Below are 20,993 nucleotides of genomic sequence, written 5' to 3'. Positions count from 1 at the left end.
AAATAAACGATATAGCTCCATGCCATTCTTACGCATAACCATTATTTATTGGAGACTAAAAAATCAAAAAAAAATACTTTTCAAAAATAATTGATTAAGTTATGTTCAATTGAGTAGTGGAAATTAAAATTAAAACTCATCAAATCAATATTCAAAATTTATGTGTAAAAGGACGTTTCTATGAACCAATGGACAAAACTCACGTTACTCTCGGTTACTTTGGCGTGTATTACTGCTTGCTCAAATGATCAATCTACTTCAAAAAATACCACGGAAGGAAAAAGCGCAGAAACTGCTACATCTAACCAACTTCAAACCAAGTTCGTAACCATTGCAACTGGTGGGGCATCAGGACCTTACAATGTGATTGGGACAAGTCTTGCAGAAATTTATAACAAAACCTTTGGTGTAAATTCTAAGACTCAAACTACAGGTGCATCCGTCGAAAACTTAAACCTTCTGAAACAGAATAAAGTTGAAATGGCATTTGTTATGAGTGACAGCTTAACAGAAGCACTGAACGGAACAGGAAGTTTCGCAAATGGTAAAGTTGAGAATGTCAGCCAAGTCGCAGCGCTTTATCCCAACTACGTACAAATCGTAACCTCTAAAAAATCAGGGATCAAAAATATCGAAGATTTGAAAGGTAAACGTATCGCTGTAGGTGCACAAAATTCAGGTGTAGAAGTAAATGCACGTACACTGTTGAATGGTTTTGGAATCACCTATAAAGATATTAAAGTTGATTATTTAGGCTATGCTGAAGCCGCTGATGCTTTAAAAGGTGGCAAGCTTGATGCAGCATTCCTGACTAGTGGCATTCCAAATTCATCACTCATGGAACTTCAACAAAGCTTTGATCTACAGTTAGTTTCAATCAATGCAGATAAAGTCAAAGAAATAGCTAAAGATCAAAGTTATTTCTTACCGATGATTATTCCAAAAGGCACATATGGCAATACTGCGGACATTCAAACTGCCGCAATTAAAAATGCATTAGTTGTTCGCACAGATATATCGGATGATGATGTCTACAAACTAACAAAAACTTTCTTTGACAGTTTGCCTCAATTGGCAACTTCACACCAAGCAGCAACAGAAATCACGCTTGAAGGTGCTCAACAAGGCCTTGTAGCGCCTCTACATCCAGGCGCGAAACGCTACTATGATGAAGTGGCTAAAAAATAATAAGCTTCAAAAAAATGCAGTTTATACTGCATTTTTTATATTGTTCTTCTTAATCTATGCTAGCTATCCAACACTGTATACGCAGGTTAGAGTTGAAACTGATATATGCAAAATTTCAACTGATCAATTTGATTTACAGTGGAAGCATTCAGTAGAAAAGACGGCTTGGTCTGAACAATATCAGCGTCAAAAGAATAAGTTTTTACTGCGCCACACCGATTTGATTTCATTTGGTGCAGGTACACCCTCAAATTATCCCATTGAGTTTCAAAAAAATGGTGTGATTAGAATGCGGGTCAATCAAAATATAGATGAAATCAACTGGGTGATTTCTAGAAATATGCAAGGCACGATCCTCGCTGACCAAAAAATTTGGTCTATTTTTCAAAGTTACCCAGACTATAGTTTGGTCAACATCTCGGTTCAATATCAACCCAAATGGAAGTCTTGGTGGATTGGAGAATGCCTATGAATTCCAAAGAAGATAAAGTTGTATTAGAACAACTCGATGAGAAACAACAACAAGCCATATTAGAAAAATTTGATCGGGAATCTGTTACTCGAATCAATATGAGCAAATCTGTTACCTACTTTGTTGCATTTGTAGCGATCTTTTATTCATTATTTCATTTATTTATTACGTTTAATCCTTTACCTGAGTTAATACAGCGTGCAGCCCATGTCGCTATTGGCCTAGCACTCATTTTTTTACTCTATCCAGCTCGTCAAACAAGCTCCCGACAGCATATTTCACTTCTCGATTGGTTCTTGGCTTTGCTTTCCATCTTCAGTTTTTTATATTTATGGAAAGAATATCAATCTATTATGACCACTCGAGGTGGTATTCCAAATACCTTAGATATCGCGTTTGCAATTATGAGTGTGGTATTAGTCATAGAAGCAACTCGCCGGGTCATGGGGTGGATGCTGCCCATTTTAAGTTTAATTTTCCTGACCTATACATTTATCAGTCACTTTGATTGGTTGCCAGATCGATTAATTACTCGCCCTTATACCATCAGCGACATTTTCGGACATATGTATTTAAAAACCGAAGGCTTATATTCTTCGGCAATTGGTGCATCCGTCACTTTTATTTTCTTATTTATCCTTTTTGGTGCTTTTCTTGCAAAATCAGGTATGGGGAAATTGTTCAATGATCTTGCCATGGCATTGGCGGGTCATAAACAAGGTGGTCCTGCCAAAGTTGCTGTAATTTCAAGTGGATTTATGGGCAGTATTAATGGAACTGCTGTTGCCAATGTTGTTGGCACAGGCTCATTTACCATTCCATTGATGAAAAAAATTGGTTATCACAAGAATTTTGCTGGTGCCGTTGAAGCCAGTGCATCCGTCGGTGGACAAATTTTGCCGCCAGTCATGGGTGCGAGTGCCTTCATTATGGCCGAAACAACTGGCGTGAGTTATGGCACAATTGCACTAGCCGCATTATTACCTGCCTTATTGTATTACCTTGGCGTCATGGCTCAAGTTCATTTCCGTGCGGGTAAAGATGATCTGAAAGGCGTACCTAAAGCTGATTTACCTAAAGTAAAAGAAGTTCTAAAAGAGCGTGGACATTTACTTATTCCAATTTTGGCACTGGTCTTTTTCTTATTTCAAAATATTCCTGTGAGCTATGCTGCTGTCTACACCATCGTCCTGAGCATCTTTGTAGCAGCTTTAAGAAAATCAACACGAATGGGTGTAAAAGATATTTTAGATGCGCTCGTTGATGGAGCCAAACAATCATTATCTGTGATGGCTGCTTGTGCTGTCGTTGGTATTATTATCGGCGTAGTAAGTCTGACAAGTTTTGGTTCAGTAATGACTTCTTCAATTATGAGTTTAGGTGCAGGTAGTCTCTTTCTCACTTTATTTTTAACCATGATTGCATCGATGATTTTAGGCATGGGGCTTCCATCTATTCCGGCCTATATCATTACTGCCACCATGGCAGCACCAGCACTCGCAAACTTTGATATCCCTGTATTAGTCGCGCATATGTTTGTGTTCTATTTTGGTTTATTTGCAAACATCACCCCACCAGTTGCCCTTGCCGCCTTTGCGGGCGCAGGAATTGCAGGCGGTGATCCAATGCGCACTGGGTTTCAGGCCTTAAAACTATCTCTTGCTGGTTTTATTGTTCCATTTTTATTCGTTTATAACCCTGCCATGCTGATGATTGATACCACCAATGTTGCAGTCAATGCTCGAGAATTTGCCTTTCCTGCATGGACAACTATAGTGAGTATTACTGTCACTTCAGTGATAGGAATTCTCGCTTTAGGCTCCGCAGTTGAAGGTTATTTCAAGACTTATCTCAACTGGTTCTGGCGTATTTTTTTAGGTGTGGGTGCGCTGTGTATGATTATTCCAGAAACCATTACAGATATTGTAGGCATTATCATGGTCATCATCGCAATTACGGTGAATATTATCACTGCTAAACGTAAAGCAAACCCGTCTCTTTCCTCCTAAAAAACCAATTAAAAAGCCCGGTAATTACCGGGCTTTTTAATTTCTTAGACTAAGGCGTACCCTCATTTGATGGGTGGGTTTTAATGACTTCAAATAATATTTAAAATTATTTGTTCCTCTATATTTTTTCAATGCTAAGCCCCTTGTAACAGAGGACATTTGGCAAAAAATCTAAGACACAATGCGTTTGTACAGTTACTGCCGTTCAAAGAATTGATCCTAGCCAAAATAATAGAAATGTCGTGAAAGCTATTTTGTAAAAACTAAGTACAAACGCGACATCCTTTGATATGCCTCAAGAATTTTATCCTTGGCAGACGGCTTATAATCGCAAGGCAAATAAGAAATTGTGCAAATCTTTTTTTAGATGTGTAATTCATAGACATCATTGAATGTCTAAAGTTCAGTACTCATAATTTTCAAACACTCCCAATACCACGTTATAAAAAATCTGGCACGAGGCCAGATTTTAATACGGTCAACTTAAATTTCAGTTCACCCTTAGAAAATACGGTTTTTATCTTTTTCAGCCTGAGGCAATGCGTCTGCAATTTTTTGCGCAATCGCCATATAGCTTTCTGCAGCATCATCACCAGCAATCACGGACGGTTTCCCTGCATCGGCATTTTCACGAATTTGTACGTTCAGCGGTAAACGACCTAAGAGTGGAATGTCGTATTGGGCTGAAAGTTGGTCGCCACCACCTGTGCCAAAGATTTGCTCTTCATGTCCACAGTTCGAACAGATATGGGTCGACATATTTTCAACCACACCCATTACAGGGATGTGTACACGGTTAAACAACTCAATGCCTTTGGTCGCATCCATTAATGCAACGTTTTGTGGTGTCGTCACGATCACAGCACCTGTCACTGGTATACGCTGTGCAAGCGTCAACTGGATATCACCTGTGCCTGGTGGCATATCAATGACCAATACATCCAGATCAGGCCATAAAGTTTGGTTAAAGAGCTGCATTAACGCCCCCGTCGCTTTCGGCCCACGCCAAGCCACAGGGGTATTGTTATCACCTGTTAAATGGCCAATCGATAAGACTGCCAAACCATAAGCTTCAATTGGTACAAATTGTTCAGCTTCAATCATAGGCGTACGGCCAGCGTTACCGAGCATAGTTGGAATACTTGGACCATAGATATCCGCATCTAAAACGCCAACTTTTAGCCCCAATTGCTGTAATGCCAAAGCTAAGTTAACTGTCGTGGTTGACTTACCCACACCACCTTTGCCTGAAGACACTAAAATTACATTTTGAATGCGTGGATGTTTCGGCACATCACGTTGCAGAGGTGCCGCTTTTTGAATTGGTGGATTGTTTGGATCTTCTTCAGCCTTGGCTTGAGTAGCAGATGCATCCACAACAGGTGGCAGATTACTCGTAGTAGACTTTTGCTCAGTTTGTTCATTAGCTTTAGGCTGTGTTGAACAGCTTTCACCTTCTGCATGGTGATGACCGCAACCACCCGATGTATGTCCAGTTTTTTGCTGAATCACGTGCATATTTAATTCTGTGATGCCACATTTTTCCAATGCATCGGCCAAATCATCATGGATTTTTTGTAAGTCATCGGCTTCTGAAGGAAAGGTATTAATCGTGATCTGTAAGATCTGACCTTGCACATTTACCTGTGTAATACGGTCTTTTAAGGCATTATTTGAATTGGGAAGTACATAGTTTTGTAAAACCTGTTGGATTTCCTCCTCTTTCACCTCTTGGGAGGGTGAAAACACAGATTTTAGAGAAGAAAGCCACGACATTATGTTGTCTCCAAACAGGAACATCAAAAGATAATAGCGATAGTTTACCTGTTCATCTGCCACAGAGTAAGAGGGAGATGAATGACTTATCCCTATAAGCTTATAAAGTTGAGTAACTGATGTTACGCACCTAAAAGTAATTTCGCATTTTAAAAATGATTTTTAAGTCTATTCAACGGAGTCTTATATCTAGGGTTTGAATAAAGAGATTAGCCTTCGGCTGGAGGTACTTTTGTTTTGGCAAAAGTACCCAAAACCATTGTCATCCGCAAAACTCGTTCACTAGCGTCAAATTATTCAAAGTATCGCAAAACCATTTTTGATTAGAAGGAGTCCTGTCTCAAACACTTGCGGATGACCTTACCGCGTATCATTCTTTTATTTGAAGCAAACGGTGCGTCTGATGTTACTGCGTAACATCAGTGAGTAATTTAGTCAGCTTTCAAGCAAGTTTTCAAGCGTGTGCCACTTAAAATGCCCTTATAGTTGATCTATGCGGCTAAACCAAAGCCATTAAATTTTAAATTGATTACATATCAACCATACATTTTCAGCGTAATTTCAGTTTATATTTCAGTCGTTTCAACAGAATAATCAAAGCGATGGATGTGCAATCTAAAGGCACATTTTGTACTTTTAATTTTTAAAATGGGGAAAACTATGTATCAGAAGACTCTCTATAAGAAGTCTGTGTATAAAACGACTTTATGTGCCTTGATGCTCCTGACTTCAGCAGCCTATGCAGAAATTGCGACTGAAGCCATTCAAACACCTGACCGACAAACTGTGGCGATTGGTGATAGCCTCGATCTCATGCGCTCGCGTATGCAAGCTTCTCCGATGAAAATGGTGTCTTATCCGCTGCAAGAGAAAAATCTGCCTGCGAAACTAGCAGTAGATTACACCTATGAAATTGCCAATATGCGCTACGTGATTACCGTAGTCGATGATCAAGTCAAAAATATTAAGACTGAAAATTTAGATGGATTAAAACAATGAATCCTAAAAAAGCCGCTCTTGATAGAACGGCTTTTTTGATCAGCCCCAATTAAGCTTGATCATCTTTTTTAAACTTATGCAGTGTGTCAGTGGCTTTCTTTTTTAACTCGTCAAATTTCTCTGTCGCCTGCACTTTGAGTTCATCAAATTTTTCGACAGCCTCATGTTTAAGTTCGGAGGCTTTGACTTTGGCTTCATCTAATTTGTGACTGGCTTCAGCTTTTAACTGCTCTAGACGGTCTTTGGTTTCAGCATGCTGTTCTGCATGTTCATGTTTGGCGTCATTTAAGGTTTTTTCACCCTCAAGCTTGAGTTCTTCAACTTTATGCTTTGTACCATCGAGTGCTTTTTCACCTTCAAGTTGAGCCTCTTTGGCTTTGAGCTTTAGATCATCACCCAACTCTGACGCTTTATCTTTCAATTGATCAATTTTATTTTCAGTTGTCATCGTTCTCGCCTCTTCTCTGTTATTGTCTAACAATAGTTATAACGCGATTTGAAGCAGATACTTGAAATAGACGCATTTAGAAACAAATCAACCACAGGAAAACGCCATGTGATTGCCTATTTTCACAATGGCTTGATGCAAATATGCATGGTCGATTTTACTCTATGCTTTTAATTTTAAAGGGTGATGTAATGCAAAGAGACCAACACCATTCTGATGCATTGATCTCTTGAAATGAAACTTATTTGCTGACCGTACTCATAAAGCTCACTGCGGAAAACAGCCAAATAAACAGGATAAAACTCCGTCCCTGATTAAAATGCGCAACATCGGTCCCATGCAAAATATTATGACGGGTCATCGCTACGGTAGAGCTACTATCCATTTGATAGGCCGCCAATTCGGCAAAATACGGATTCAACTCATTGGCGATTTTAGATTTGTGCCACAGGCTTTTAATTTCGCTGCCTTTAAGCCCCGGTACAATTTTGTAGACATCGACAAATTTAGTGCCGTTTTGATTTAAGAAACCGGTTTGAATCAACACGTCTGTCAAGATACCTTCAAGCTGTGCATATAACACAGGGATACATCCTGCATGGATGTCTAATTTATACAGTTTAAACGCATCTAAAAGTACCTGACGTCGCGGTGCTTTATGTTCACCAATATTCAAAGCATCAAAGGCTTTCAACATTTCAGTTTGGAAAAACTCGCTATTGATGACATTCAGAAAATCAAAGTCTGCATCATTTTCATGTTGATGAAGCAGTTGCCAAAAATACAATAAATTTAAAGCATCATTCGCTACTTTCATTTCTACCGGCTGATCTAATTCATCGGCCAAAATATCGAAATAAGGCTCATCTTGTGCCAAATGACGCAGAGTTTGAATCAGTAAGGCATGCTCATCTGCTGAAATCTGTTCTAAATATTGCTGCGCATCTTTAATAATGTGATGCCCCAATTTATGACGCTGTTCATTTTGAGGAATACGAGTGATTGGCTGATCGTCTTCATAGTCATCTTCATACATGGGCTTGTTACTCTTAGGCATCACAGTTATGCCCTATTATCACTGTAATTGTGTCAGCAATATAGAATTTTTTACTTTTGCAAAGATTTCACCCATTCCCTTGTGCAAGTACTGGCTATCTCATGTAAAATTACAGCCCATTGCATAAATACGAATGAGAGAGTCATATCCGTGCGTAATATTTTAGTTACTAACGCCCTTCCATACGCGAATGGCCCAATTCATATGGGTCATTTACTCGGTTATATCCAAGCTGATATTTGGGTTCGTGCCATGCGTGCGATGGGTCATAACGTGACTTATGTATGTGCGGATGATGCTCACGGTACAGCGATTATGCTACGTGCGGAAGCCAATGGTATTTCGCCTGAACAGCAAATTGCCAATGTACAAAAAGAACATGAGCGTGATTTTGCTGGCTTTAAAGTTGATTTTGACCATTACGACTCAACCAACAGCCCTGAAAACCAAGCACGCGCTTCTGAGATTTACATTAAGAACCGTGAAGCGGACAACATTGCGGTACGCCCTGTGACGCAATTGTTTGACCCTGAAAAAGCAATGTTCTTGTCTGACCGTTTCATTAAAGGTACATGCCCGAAATGTAAAGCGGAAGACCAATACGGCGACTCATGCGAAGTGTGTGGTACAACATACAACGCAACTGAATTATTAAATCCAAAATCGACTTTAAGCGGTGCGACACCTGTAGAGAAATCTTCAGATCACTACTTCTTTAAACTGCCAAACTTTGGTGAATACCTGCAAAAATGGACACGTGACGAAGGTCGTCTGCCTGTGTCGATTGCCAACAAACTCGATGAATGGTTTGAAGCAGGTCTGTCTGATTGGGACATCTCACGTGATGCGCCTTACTTCGGTTTTGAAATTCCAGATGCGCCAAACAAATACTTCTACGTTTGGGTTGATGCGCCAATCGGCTATATGTCGAGCTTTGAAAACTACATCAAGACTAAACGTCCTGATCTAAGCTTTGAAGACTACTGGAAAAAAGATTCTAAAAATGAGGTGTATCACTTCATTGGTAAAGACATCGTTTACTTCCACGCGTTGTTCTGGCCTGCAATGCTTGAAGGTGCAAACTACCGTACCCCTACAAGCCTATTCGTAAACGGTTTCTTGACTGTAAATGGTCAGAAGATGTCTAAATCTCGTGGTACATTCATTAAAGCGGAAACATACTTAGAGCATTTAAACCCTGAATATTTACGTTACTACTTTGCATCTAAGCTTTCTGACAAAGTTGAAGATTCTGACTTGAACCTTGATGATTTCGTTCAGAAAGTAAACTCTGACTTGGTTGGTAAAGTCGTGAACATCGCAAGCCGTTGTGCCAAGTTCATCAATACTAAGTTTGATAACAAACTTTCTGCAAATTGTGCTGAGCCTGAATTGGTACAAAGCTTTATTGATGCAGGCGCTTCAATCGCAGCGCAATACGAAGCACGTGAATTCTCTGCGGCAATCCGTGAAATCATGGCGCTTGCAGATAAAGCCAACCAATACATCGACGAGAAAAAGCCTTGGGCACTTGCGAAAATTGAAGGCGAGGAACAGCAAGTTCATGATGTATGTTCTGTTGGTATTAACTTGTTCCGTCAATTGGCGGTTTACCTTGCACCAGTACTTCCTACCTTGGCAGCAGAAGTTCAAAGCTTCTTAAAATTAGAATCTTTCGACTTTGCGTCTGGTAAAACGATTTTGGTGGATCATGAAATTGCTCAATTCCAACCATTGATGCAGCGTGTAGACCCGAAAGCGGTTGCTGCAATGGTCGATGCGTCTAAAGATTCTTTAGCTGCGCCTGCTGAAGCACCAAAAGCGGAAAAGAAAAAAGAGAAGAAAGCTGAGAAAAAACCTGAACCTAAAGTTGGAGAAGCTGAGATTATTGGCATTGAAGACTTTATGAAAGTTGACCTGCGTGTCGCAGAAGTTTTGGAAGCTGCTACGGTTGAAGGTTCTGACAAACTTCTTCAATTGACTTTAAATGTCGGTGAAGCTGAACCGCGCAACGTGTTTAGCGGTATTCGTGAGTTCTACCAACCTGAAGACTTAAAAGGCAAATTAGTAGTCATGGTGGCAAACCTTGCACCACGTAAGATGCGTTTTGGTATTTCAAACGGGATGGTTTTAGCTGCGGGTAATGGTGAAGGTGTTTGGGTGATTTCACCTGAAACTGGTGCTAAAGCTGGTGATAAAGTGTCCTAGCCATAAATTATATTTAGGAATAATCCGTTTGTAATAAAACAAACGGATTGTTTGTTGCTGGAAATTTTTTAAAAGACTATGAATGCCATGGCAGAGCATGGATAAAGCTTTCTCTCTCGTCAATGTTATATAAAGGAAACTTAGCGATGTGAGCATTCAACATATTCCCACACATCTCTCGAATTTCCTTATCCTCATGGTTTTTATTATCTTCGAAAAAAGACATGTTAATTTCATTCTTTTTTGAAATATTATTTGTTTGCTCGCTGAATAGTTTAGCACCAAGGCTATTGGTATTAATTTCTACAATCAATCCAGATAAATCTAATTTAAATAATTCCTTCAATGTCTTAAGCTTTTTCATATTATTAGGATTGAATGAATCTTTGTGCATAAAATTATATTTGGGTTTAAAATAATTAATTAATGCTGCTTCTACTAAGTTGATCTTGGTTTTTCTTGGAACATTTCTAGTCCCCATCGACATAAAATGGTTTAATTCTTCATCACTACTAGCAGACACATCTGACATCATATTATTGGATGCCGTAGACATAATTGATTTCGTACTTTCGAATTTATAAAGCAGCAGAATAATGTCATCAGTTGGAAAATCCATCATTGTATCGCATAGAATTCTTTGCAATGTGCTGTGGTGTTTTAATCTATCTATTGCGGTTCGACTTTTTTTTGCACCAATACTCTGCCCAATATATAGCACTTCCAAATTTTCACGACCTTGCCAATCGGGTCTAATTAAAGAAACCAATTGATTCGTAGAGAGCATAAAACGTCCCATTTCCCTATCGATAAATTCAAGATAATTTCCAAGTGAATTTATTGATAGATGAACTATATCCAATTTAGGTCTAAAATTAGTGAAACCATTATTGTTAAATAGTCGAATTCTTTCGTCAAAATGTATACTTTTTAATGTAAAACTTTCTCTATCCCACTCATGATAAATATCACCATGAATAAAAAGATCACCAGTAATCTGCCCATATGAATATTTGATTTTATATGGATCTAAGGTAATTTTTCTTCTTTTACAAATTATATAAATATTATTATTTCTGATTAGTTCTTTTGAAAATTCACTATCCTGACTCATGTAAATATCTTGTAGGGATAGAAGCATCGGATCACTTGAATAAAAGTGTAAAGCTGATTCTGCTAAATATTTTCTATTCATATTTATAACTCCATTTTTTCATTAGTATATTTAAACATTCCTTTAAAAATTTAATAAAACGTCACAAAATGTCGCCACAAAACTAAATAAATGATTTTTATAACTTTATTTATTTTGACAGAATTTTTTACTGTAAATTTTTAAAACTCTTGATTTAGTATAAAATTAAATATTATATTTTTAGTGAATTTAAAATCATCGCCGATCAATAAACTCCAAATACCCTCGCCCCTCCGCTTTTTTACCTTTAAACTCACCTGTCCATTGATAACTTGTAACATAGCCCGCTGCCATATCATAACAATAAGGCGTATCGGCTACTGCAATAATATCTAGCACCTTTTCCCCCTGATGCTGCGCAACCCAGCGAAAATACTGCGGAACATCCATCGCATAACCATCAGGTGTCATTTAAGGCTCGGTTTTAACTGCAATTACTTCAAAGCTTGCTTCATCATATTGGATTGATGTCCCGTCAATATGGCAGTAAGAAATTGCGGTATAAGCTGGTTCGCTAAAAATACCAATAAAGGCTAAAACCAATTGTTCTTCATGGTTTAAGTTAATGATTTAATAAGTGAATGATGTGAGCGGCAAACTGCTTTCTTTAGGTAACAATGCTTGGGGCAGCATAGTTGTAGAAACGGCTTTCCAATGATCAAGCGTACATAAACTGCTGACATCTACTCTTTGGCCCTGCTGTATAAAAAAAACCTCATAATGATAATACGCTAAAGTGCTGGTAGAAAGCGCTATGCGCAAACCATTTCAGTGCTTTCGTCGGCGTTAAATTTATATTGACCTGCAAATCATCTCGTTCGGAAAGCAAATGATAGGTTCCATTTTCCTCACTCAATGAAGAATCATCGGCAAATTGCACTTTAAAAGGCTGCTGCTGAAACTTCAGATGATTTTGAGTGGAATACACGTGGTATGGCTCAGGTAAATCTGGAATCATGATCCCATAATGGGTACTGGAAAAACGCGAAGAAAAAATGTGAGCATCAAAATTATAGTCGCGCGGGAGCTGTGCCTGTAAATGCGGCGGCACAGCGCCTAGCACTTTAGTACTGGCCTGCCCAAGACTGGATTTAATTTTTTGCTGAAAACTGCAGCTGCCTGAAAAAGATTTTAAAAGCGAATGCATAAAACACTCAAAAATTCAAAAGATACTCTACACTAGCTGATTTTATAGCCGTCTGTTTATAGTGAATAAGGCAAGTAAAATGTGATTTAAGGTCAAAATCGTATTATTGTCCAACAATTTTACAGCAGAGAAATATTTCTTCAGCCTAGTTTACTTCATCCCAAAAATCAGCTTTAATCCAAGCACTGTCATCACTGCCCCTGCAGCCCGATCAAAACCCGCTTTAAACTTCAAATACACTTTGCGTGGTTTTTCTGCCGATAAAGCCACAGCGACCAATGAACACCACCCTGCATCAATAAAGAAACACAAAACTGGCAGTACAAAGTAAAAATACGTCGGAATCTCTTTCGGTAAAAGTGCCGTAAAAATACTGGCTAACACAATTGCAATTTTCGGATTCGACAACTGGGTAATTAAACCAGTGGTAAATGCACGATGGAGTGACATTTGCGAACTGCTCGAATTGCCTGCTTCGATGGGTTCTTTGGCATGTTTTATAATTTTAAATGCCATCCAAAGCAGATATAAACCACCACAAATTTTCAAGGCCAAATATGCAGAAGGTACAGCCAATAAAAATGCCTGCAAACCCAATACCGCTAATAGGCCAAATATTGCAGCGCCAAAACCTGTACCAAGAGCGGTAAATAAACCGTGTTTACGTGAAATCGCAATGGAATTCTTCGCCACATAAATTGACGTTGGCCCCGGGCTCATTGCACCAAGTAATAGTGCTGCCGCAATCGAGCCTAATATCCAAAATGATTCCACAGTTACACCGTTTTCACTTAAATTCGTGGCAATTTTACAGATAGAATCTCTGAATTTCTCCCTATAATTTGCAGTGTTTATTTTAATTGACCAAATTTTTCGCTATAAATAACTTGAATACCACATTAATCCATCGCATGATCGCTAAAAGTACAAATTAATATCAAGACAATGAAATTAGCCGAAGCCCTACTTTTACGCAGTGACTTACAAACTAAATTGGCCTCGCTGCAACAACGAATCAATAACAACGTGCTCATTCAAGAAGGTGATGCACCTAGCGAAGAACCGAATGCTTTAATTCAAGAAGCATTTGCCGTAAATACAGAACTTTATGGCTTAATTGAAAAGATTCACGCCACCAACGCACAGGCTAAAACCAGTTCTGGACGCTCCATACTTTCGGTCCTCAATGAACGTGATTTATTGACCCAGCAGCATCGAATCTTGCAACAAGCAATCGACAGCTCACGCCGTGAAAATGGTCGTTATAGCTCGAGTGAAATCCGTTGGATTAAAACCATTGCAGTGGCAGATTTACAGAAACAGGCTGATAGCATTAGTCAGCAACTTAGACAAAATAACTTAGAAATTCAGGCATCCAATTGGCAAATAGACCTGATAGATTGACCTGATTTAAGCATTTGAACCACGGTTCATTCCAGTTCGGGCATACTGGGCGAGTACAGAGCCTTTTTAAATGTTTGTAAGGCTTTAATCCAACAAACTAAACTGCAGAAGTAAGACGTCTACTTCAAAATGTTCACACATCTGACGTAGCACACTGCATCTGTGACTCTTTACATGTCACGTCTCACTACCGTGTACTGACAGTATGTCCACCCTAATTTTTTTACGGGATCCATCTGCTAGTCGTCATCCGCAGCGGCTTCATTGAGCGCAACATCGTCACGCGGTAATTTATAGTCATGGTCATTTACAGGGACACCACCAATAATCATGGTGCGATGTTCATTTTGAGGACGATGCAATTCGTCAGTCGTATCACAACCCACCATCCAAAAACTGCACAGGCACAGCATAGGCAGCACAGCCCGACTTAATTTGCTCATTGGATGCCCTCCATTTTTATAATTATCTTGCTTATAAATTCAGCATAGCATTTTTGTGCAGATATTCACCTTATTTATCTGCCGATTTAGGGTCAATTGTCAGGAATTATGTCTCGGCGGTCTTTCCAATGCGGATGCAGATTGATGCCGATAGAAAAATATTTTCTTTTTAAAATAAATAATTTATTCATTTTCTTATAACCACATAGAAGACAAGTTACAAAACTGCTATCGAATACGATTTTACTTCGGACACTTTTGTCCGTTTAATAGCTAGATAAATTTAGAATGATGATGTCAAAGAATAATGTCCACACGTCAACAACTCGCTGCGCAAAACCGAGAAGTGCTTTTAGAAGCTGCGATTGAGGTATTCCGTATTCACGGGATCAATGCGCCTTTACAACTCATCATCAATCAGGCTCAAGTTGGACGTGCGACGTTTTATCGTAATTTTAATGACCGTCGTGAGTTGGTACTCGCCTTAATGCAAGGTGCCTTGAACCGACTTGAACAGCGTGCGCTTAATTATGCACAGTTCGATGATGGATTTATTCGCCTCATTCAAGACCATATTTATAATATTCCCTATCTCACGGCTTTAATGGAATATTGGCGTGTGATCGATCGGGATGATCCTGCCATGGTTGAAATATACCAACGACGTGATGCCATATTACAACCGATGATTGATCAGGCCATTCAAAATGGTCGCTGTCGAGCAGACTTTAAACCGGCGGACTATGCCATGGTCACCTCTATTTTGCGTGCAGCTTTGCAAGGCCATACCGAAGCAGATCAGGAAAAACTCGCCAAACGTGCCGTGGAGTTTTTACTACATGGTATTTGCGGGTAATACGTCATGTCCAAATCTCCACGTTTATTGGAACCTGCTCCGGATTGGACACCCGAAGAAAAACCGACCCTGCCCGGCTCTCCCGCTGCGATTGCACATCCGACCTATAAGCGTTTTTTATACTTCTTTATCGGTTTATTTGTTGCGATCTCGGGGAGTTTAAGTAATGGATTTATCACGGCAAATTTACCCCTTCTACAAGGTGAATATGGTTTAACGCCTTCAGAAGCGGCATGGATCCCTGCGGCATTTGTTATGGCCAATGTCAGCTCCAACCTGATCTTATTTAAAGCCCGTCAACAATATGGACTTAGGCTATTTTCAGAAATTGGTTTGGTCTTATTTATCGCGGTGATGCTGCTGCATTTATTTGTCCATACCTATGAAATGGCAATTTTTGCACGGGTGATCAGCGGCTTACTTGCAGCTCCACTCAGTTCGCTTGGGATGTATTACATCATGCAAGCGTTTAAACGTGCTCATTTTGGTCGTGGGCTTTATCTAGCTTTGGGCTTTCAGCAGTTGGGGATTCCACTGGCATGGATCATGTCGCCCTATCTGGTCGATGTCAACGATTGGTCTATTTTTTACACCTTTGAATTAGGTTTAGCCTTATGTTGTTTGGCGATGGTGGTCTCTCTAAAACTGCCACGAAGCCTACGTATAGAAGTGTTTGAAAAGCAAGATTTATTCACCTTTGCATTATTGGCACCCGGCTTTGCTTTGCTATGTATCGTGCTAACTCAAGGCCCGATTCTTTGGTGGTTTGAGGCTGAATGGTTGGCCTATTTACTCATCGCCGCTTTGATTCTTTTAGTTGTCGGCCTGACCTATGAACATTTTCGGGTCAACCCCCTGATTGTCACACGCTGGCTCGGAACATCGTCTACCGTGAGTTTTATTATTGGTGCCTTTGCCATTCGCTTTCTCATGTCAGAACAAAGCTATGCGGCCGTGAATTTTTTGAAAACCATGGGCATGGGACCCGACCAATTCGTTTCTTTTTATACCGTTGTGCTGATCGGAATTGTCTTAGGCACAGTGTTTAGTGCCCTGACCTTTTCCAAAGAAAAAATTGTGCTTCATCTGCTCGGTGCAGCAGGTCTCGTGCTCTTTGCCTGTGCACTGGATTACCATCTGACCAGTGATGTACGACCACATGATTTTTATTGGAGTCAGTTTTTGGTGGGCTTTGCCAGTGGCATGTTTATTGGCCCACTTTTGCTTACAGGCATTGTCAGTGCTTTGCAAAAAGGCCCATCGCACATGGTGACGTTTATCGTACTATTTTCTGCAACGCAAACTTTTGGTGGTCTCGTCGGCTCATCGTTCTTTTCGACCTATCAGCAAATGCGTACCCAAACCTATCAGGCACAGATTTATAATGATTTATCGAAAACCTCCCCTATAGTCGAACAGCGCCTACAACAATTGGCGCAAAGTGCGCATCAATATTCTTTAGACTCAAATTTAGACCAACAACAAGCCATACGTAGCCTTAATCAAACCATCACTAGAGAAGCCCAAGTTCGAGCCTATAACGATGTGATTTTTTTAAATGGCATATTCGCCGTTTTATTGTTGCTTTGGGGTTTATTGCTGATGGGCAAAAATAAATATCAATTACGCCAACAGCAACGCACGGATAGTAGTTAAAATTTTCCCGACTTAAACAACATAAGCAACCGCCAAATGACCTAATCGATATTGAGAACAACATGACCGAAGACCATAAAGCCACTGAGCAAGCAGCACCGCAGCAACCACAAACAGCAACCGCTATGCCTGCGCCATCGAGCAAGCTTATTTCTACGCCGCAGCGTACCTTGATTTTCATGTTGATCATCTTCTTGCTGGGGATTGCACTGATCTTATGGACGTGGCGGATTGGTCCATTTCATAACAGTATCGAGTCGACTGAAAATAGCTATGTCAAAGGCAAAACCACGGTGCTTTCATCACAAATTAATGGTTATGTGAAAGATGTTATGGTGACGGATTTTGATCATGTGAAAAAAGGTCAAGTGCTTATGCATATCGATGCAACGACCTATGATCAAAAAGTCACACAGGCTGAATCTGGGGTGGAACAAGCACAGAACTCGCTTGCCAATCAAAGCCAGGCCATTGAACAACGCAGAGCAGATATTACGGCAGCCGAAGCGAAAGTGGACCAATCACGTGCGGCCTATGAATTAGCCCTTGCACAAATGACGCGCTACCAACAACTCGGCAATACTGGCGCTGCATCGAAATCAGAACAAGATAAAGCGATTGCAGACGCTAAAAATAGTTTGGCCCAACTTCATCAAGCAGAAGCCAATTTACTAGTTGCCAAAGAATCATTCAAAACTGCACAAGTTGCAGCGACAGGGCTTAAAGCGCAAGTGAATAGTGCCAAAGCACAATTTGATCAGGCTGTGACCACTAAAGACTACAGCACGATTGTGGCACCTATGGATGGTCAACTTGGCGAAGTCAGCCCACGGATTGGTCAATATGTTGCGGCAGGCTCTCAACTGATGTATTTAATTCCACAGCAGCGCTGGGTGACTGCCAACTTTAAAGAAACGCAAATTGCAGATATGCATATTGGTCAAAAAGCGTGGTTCAGCGTCGATGGCATGAAACATCAAAAATTTTACGGCAAAGTTGAGCAAATCTCCCCTGCGGCTGGTTCTGAATTTAGTGTATTGAAACCTGACAATGCCACAGGAAATTTCACCAAAGTCGTGCAACGCATTGCCGTAAAAATTGCGATTGATCCTAATCAACAAGGTTTAGAAAACTTAAGACCCGGTATGTCTGTCGTCACCTCCGTTGATGTTGCTAGTTAGCAGATATCGACAGTGAAGTGCTATAAGCAGAGTTGAACTGAACAAGATGTCATGGGTTTCATCTTCTGCAGCTCCCGTTTTACAATGCCTACCTATTTGACCTCCAACCACCAAGATAACGATCACCAACATGTTTGAATCTATCGCCCACGCCATTCCTGAGCAGACTATTCAATATCAAGGGGTTGATTTGTGTATTAAGCGTTTGGACTTGGTACACCTGCAAATATCGGGTAATAAATTTTATAAACTTAAATACAATTTTATTGAGGCGCAGAAATTAGGATTTAAACAGGTGCTTAGCTTTGGTGGTGCTTATTCAAATCACATTGCAGCCACTGCATATGCTGCACATTTATTTGGTTTAGGCAGTCTAGGCATCATCCGTGGGGAAGAACTACAACATCAAGCCCGAAATCCTACTTTAGCCACCGCCGAACAGTTTGGTATGCAGCTCAGTTTTGTCACACGCCAACAGTATCGGGAAATGAAACAAGTTGACGCTTTAGCGCAATTACGACAGGAATTTCCCGAACATTATGTCATTCCTGAAGGTGGAACCAATGCATTGGCAATCCGTGGCTGTACGGAAATCTTAAGCCATGAAAATCAACAAAATTTTGATCTCATCTGCTGTGCAGTCGGTACAGGTGGAACCATAACAGGCTTGATCGAAGCAAGTGCTGAACACCAACATGTTCTTGGCTTTTCTGCGCTCAAAGGTAATTTTCTTTGCGACGATGTTGCTCAGTTGACGCAGAAAACCAATTGGAACATCAGTGATGAATTTTGCTGTGGCGGCTATGCCAAAACAACGCCGGAACTTTTACAGTTTATGCAAGACTTTGAACATCGCTATGCGATCCCATTAGAACAGGTTTATACGGCTAAAATGTTGCGAGGTATTTTCAGCATGATTGAGCGGGGTCAGATTACAAACCATCAGCGTGTTTTAGTGATTCATACTGGTGGCCTACAAGGTCGCCTGAAAGGTTCAACCGAAGCGCTAAAAAGCGTATAATCCTGCGTCCTTTCTTCCACGCGGAAACTTACCATGTCGCAAAATCAATATGATGTCCTTGTTTTAGGTGCTGGTGCATCAGGCTTAATGACGGCATATAAAGCGGCGCAGCGTGGACGCAAAGTTTTGGTGGTTGAAAAAGCCAATAAAGTTGGCAAAAAGATCCTGATGTCTGGCGGTGGTAAATGCAATTTCACCAATTTGTATGTCGAACCAGAAAATTATATTTCACATAATCCACACTTTGTTATTTCAGCATTAACTCGCTATACCAACTGGGACTTCATTGGTATGGTCTGCGAATATGGCATTGAGTACGAAGAGCGCAAACATGGGCAGTTATTTACCCAAAATGGTGCAAAAGAAATTCTCGCCATGCTATTGGCAGAATGTGACAAAACAGGATTGGTAGATATTAAAACCAACTGTGAAGTAAAAGCAGTCAATGCCTTACCTGAACAAGGCTTTCAAGTGGCAACCAATCTAGGCTATTTTGAAGCAGAATCGGTGGTTATTGCCACTGGTGGTCTGTCTATTCCTACATTAGGCGGTTCAGGAATTGGCTATGAAATTGCCAAACAATTCGGACATTCCGTCTACCCCACTCGCGCAGGCTTAGTACCCTTCACTTTCTCAGATAGTTTTAAAAAAGTCACCACTCGCTTGAGCGGCAATGCTGTTGAAGCCACGTTATCGAATGAGTTAAACAGTTTTACTGAGGCTTTACTCTTTACTCACCGTGGTTTAAGTGGCCCAAGCTCATTGCAGCTTTCAAACTACTGGGATATCGGTCAACGCTTTAACATCAATTTCCTTCCAGCTTTAGATGTTTTAGATTTCCTCAAATCTAAGAAATCTAGTCAACCGAAAGTGTTACTGCGTACATTGTTTAATGAACACTTACCGAAAAGTGTAGTTACAGAATTACAAAATCTGATTTGGCCTGAACAAGCTGAATTAGCCATTGGCAATATCAGTGATGAAAAACTAGAACTCATTGCAAGCCGTCTGGAAAGCTTTGAAGTGAAACCATCAGGTACTGAAGGTTACCGTACTGCTGAAGTTACACTCGGTGGTGTGGATACCACTGAAGTCTCATCAAAAACCATGGAAAGTAAAAAACAGAAAGGCTTGTACTTTATTGGCGAAGTGCTCGATGTAACGGGGCATTTAGGTGGATACAATTTCCAATGGGCATGGGCTTCTGCGCATGCAGCTTCTGAATACGTCTGATCTCGACATAGCGTTAATTAAGCACTGAAGTTACGCCAGTAAGAGTAATTTCACATTTATAAAAATGATTTTTAGGTCTATTCGACGGAGTCTTACATCTAAGGATTGAATAAAAAAATTAGCCTTCGGCTGGAGGAACTCTTACGAAGCACGCTTCTCATTAGGCAAAATGAGAAGTGAAGCTTCGCAAGGAAACCATCTTACGGAGCAATGCTCCTCACCGCAAAACTCGTTCACTACCTTCAAATGATTCGATGTATTGCAAAAACATTTTTGATTAAATGTAATCCTGTCTCAAACAATTGCGGATGACATTACCGCGTATCATTCTTTTATTTGAATCAAATAGGACTTCTGATGTCACGCAGAAACATCAGATAATCATAATCCGCAGATGAACTCTGCATAAAAAAAGGCTGATTCATTCAGCCCTTTTTCTTGCCCAATCTGACTTATTCAAGATAGTCGGTTTTAAATAATGATACTGACGACGTCGAAGTTCGTTGAATTGTCAGATCCATTTTTTCAACAGCAACTGAAATATGTTGTGGTTGCACGCTTGCGGTTTGTTTGAGTGTCGAAACTAAAGTATTGAACATTGAAATTACCCCCATTTTGTCATTCCTTTGCACGGATCATAGGTGTCATTCATGACAGCAATATGAATCCTAAGTTTTTATATTTTAAGTAATATTCCATA

The 20,993-nt window shown here is 40.1% G+C and carries 20 protein-coding genes; 11 read left to right on the top strand and 9 right to left on the bottom strand.

What is annotated here, in order from left to right:
* The first annotated feature begins 180 nt into the window (after positions 1 to 180).
* The 3 genes from MST16_RS03910 to MST16_RS03900 are packed head-to-tail and all read left to right on the top strand — an operon-like array spanning position 181 to position 3,669.
* Positions 181 to 1,188, top strand: a complete 1,008-nt coding sequence (locus tag MST16_RS03910) for a TAXI family TRAP transporter solute-binding subunit (protein ID WP_180009839.1) — start codon at positions 181 to 183, stop codon at positions 1,186 to 1,188.
* Positions 1,166 to 1,660 carry a DUF1850 domain-containing protein gene (locus MST16_RS03905; RefSeq protein ID WP_227591861.1) on the top strand — a complete coding sequence of 165 codons (495 nt, stop codon included), beginning with the start codon at positions 1,166 to 1,168 and terminating at the stop codon, positions 1,658 to 1,660. The genes MST16_RS03910 and MST16_RS03905 overlap by 23 nt, the downstream gene beginning before the upstream one ends.
* Entirely contained in the window at positions 1,657 to 3,669 is a 2,013-nt protein-coding gene (locus MST16_RS03900) for a TRAP transporter permease (RefSeq protein WP_180009840.1), read from the top strand. Before MST16_RS03905 ends, MST16_RS03900 begins: the two co-directional genes overlap by 4 nt.
* A 501-nt stretch (positions 3,670 to 4,170) precedes the next feature.
* On the opposite strand, the gene apbC is transcribed toward MST16_RS03900, so the two are convergent.
* Positions 4,171 to 5,445, bottom strand: coding sequence for an iron-sulfur cluster carrier protein ApbC (gene apbC / locus MST16_RS03895; RefSeq protein ID WP_180009841.1), 1,275 nt, complete (start codon positions 5,443 to 5,445; stop codon positions 4,171 to 4,173).
* Positions 5,446 to 6,105: 660 nt separating this feature from the next.
* Here apbC and MST16_RS03890 point away from each other — a divergent pair.
* Complete coding sequence (locus MST16_RS03890; protein WP_180009842.1) at positions 6,106 to 6,444, top strand: hypothetical protein; 339 nt, start codon at positions 6,106 to 6,108, stop codon at positions 6,442 to 6,444.
* 49 nt (positions 6,445 to 6,493) lie between these two features.
* On the opposite strand, the gene MST16_RS03885 is transcribed toward MST16_RS03890, so the two are convergent.
* Positions 6,494 to 6,892, bottom strand: coding sequence for a hypothetical protein (locus MST16_RS03885; RefSeq protein ID WP_180009843.1), 399 nt, complete (start codon positions 6,890 to 6,892; stop codon positions 6,494 to 6,496).
* Positions 6,893 to 7,133: 241 nt separating this feature from the next.
* The gene (locus MST16_RS03880) at positions 7,134 to 7,928 is read right to left on the bottom strand and encodes a hypothetical protein (RefSeq protein ID WP_180009907.1); all 795 of its coding nucleotides are present in this window, start codon (positions 7,926 to 7,928) and stop codon (positions 7,134 to 7,136) included.
* A 171-nt stretch (positions 7,929 to 8,099) separates the two neighbouring features.
* Here MST16_RS03880 and metG point away from each other — a divergent pair, with 171 nt between their 5' ends.
* Positions 8,100 to 10,157 (top strand): methionine--tRNA ligase, encoded by a 2,058-nt coding sequence (gene metG, locus MST16_RS03875; protein ID WP_180009844.1) that lies wholly within the window; start codon positions 8,100 to 8,102, stop codon positions 10,155 to 10,157.
* A gap of 76 nt (positions 10,158 to 10,233) precedes the next feature.
* Here metG and MST16_RS03870 read toward each other — a convergent pair whose 3' ends face one another.
* From MST16_RS03870 to MST16_RS03855, 4 genes are all read right to left on the bottom strand, one after another.
* A complete protein-coding gene (locus MST16_RS03870) occupies positions 10,234 to 11,352 on the bottom strand; it encodes a hypothetical protein (RefSeq protein ID WP_180009845.1) in 1,119 nt (372 codons plus the stop codon).
* A 195-nt stretch (positions 11,353 to 11,547) separates the two neighbouring features.
* On the bottom strand, positions 11,548 to 11,763 hold the full coding sequence (locus MST16_RS03865; protein ID WP_218946114.1) for a DUF6670 family protein: 216 nt from the start codon (positions 11,761 to 11,763) through the stop codon (positions 11,548 to 11,550).
* Positions 11,764 to 12,067: 304 nt separating this feature from the next.
* Positions 12,068 to 12,499, bottom strand: a complete 432-nt coding sequence (locus tag MST16_RS03860) for a hypothetical protein (protein ID WP_180009846.1) — start codon at positions 12,497 to 12,499, stop codon at positions 12,068 to 12,070.
* A gap of 150 nt (positions 12,500 to 12,649) precedes the next feature.
* Positions 12,650 to 13,273 (bottom strand): LysE family translocator, encoded by a 624-nt coding sequence (locus MST16_RS03855; RefSeq protein WP_180009847.1) that lies wholly within the window; start codon positions 13,271 to 13,273, stop codon positions 12,650 to 12,652.
* A 171-nt stretch (positions 13,274 to 13,444) separates the two neighbouring features.
* Between MST16_RS03855 and MST16_RS03850 the strand changes: the two genes are divergently transcribed.
* Positions 13,445 to 13,903 (top strand): DIP1984 family protein, encoded by a 459-nt coding sequence (locus MST16_RS03850; RefSeq protein ID WP_180009848.1) that lies wholly within the window; start codon positions 13,445 to 13,447, stop codon positions 13,901 to 13,903.
* Positions 13,904 to 14,142: 239 nt separating this feature from the next.
* Here MST16_RS03850 and MST16_RS03845 read toward each other — a convergent pair whose 3' ends face one another.
* The gene (locus MST16_RS03845; RefSeq protein ID WP_180009849.1) at positions 14,143 to 14,346 is read right to left on the bottom strand and encodes an NF038215 family lipoprotein; all 204 of its coding nucleotides are present in this window, start codon (positions 14,344 to 14,346) and stop codon (positions 14,143 to 14,145) included.
* Positions 14,347 to 14,653: 307 nt separating this feature from the next.
* On the opposite strand from MST16_RS03845, the gene MST16_RS03840 reads away from it, so the two are divergent.
* The 5 genes from MST16_RS03840 (at position 14,654) to MST16_RS03820 (ending at position 20,293) form a co-directional block, all read left to right on the top strand.
* Entirely contained in the window at positions 14,654 to 15,202 is a 549-nt protein-coding gene (locus MST16_RS03840; RefSeq protein ID WP_180009850.1) for a TetR/AcrR family transcriptional regulator, read from the top strand.
* Positions 15,203 to 15,208: 6 nt separating this feature from the next.
* Entirely contained in the window at positions 15,209 to 16,858 is a 1,650-nt protein-coding gene (locus tag MST16_RS03835; protein ID WP_180009851.1) for an MFS transporter, read from the top strand.
* 62 nt (positions 16,859 to 16,920) lie between these two features.
* Positions 16,921 to 18,039, top strand: coding sequence for an HlyD family secretion protein (locus MST16_RS03830; RefSeq protein WP_180009852.1), 1,119 nt, complete (start codon positions 16,921 to 16,923; stop codon positions 18,037 to 18,039).
* 130 nt (positions 18,040 to 18,169) lie between these two features.
* Positions 18,170 to 19,060, top strand: coding sequence for a 1-aminocyclopropane-1-carboxylate deaminase/D-cysteine desulfhydrase (locus tag MST16_RS03825; RefSeq protein WP_180009853.1), 891 nt, complete (start codon positions 18,170 to 18,172; stop codon positions 19,058 to 19,060).
* A gap of 33 nt (positions 19,061 to 19,093) precedes the next feature.
* Positions 19,094 to 20,293 (top strand): NAD(P)/FAD-dependent oxidoreductase, encoded by a 1,200-nt coding sequence (locus tag MST16_RS03820; protein ID WP_180009854.1) that lies wholly within the window; start codon positions 19,094 to 19,096, stop codon positions 20,291 to 20,293.
* Positions 20,294 to 20,745: 452 nt separating this feature from the next.
* Here the strand turns inward: MST16_RS03820 and MST16_RS03815 are convergent, their stop codons facing one another.
* Positions 20,746 to 20,907 carry a hypothetical protein gene (locus MST16_RS03815; RefSeq protein ID WP_180009855.1) on the bottom strand — a complete coding sequence of 54 codons (162 nt, stop codon included), beginning with the start codon at positions 20,905 to 20,907 and terminating at the stop codon, positions 20,746 to 20,748.
* Positions 20,908 to 20,993 lie beyond the last annotated feature (86 nt).

The sequence above is a fragment of the Acinetobacter sp. YH16040_T genome, from assembly GCF_024605785.1.
GTDB lineage: Bacteria > Pseudomonadota > Gammaproteobacteria > Pseudomonadales > Moraxellaceae > Acinetobacter > Acinetobacter amyesii.
The sequence above is the reverse complement of the archived record's forward strand: the minus strand, read 5'-3'. Positions and strand labels throughout refer to the sequence as shown.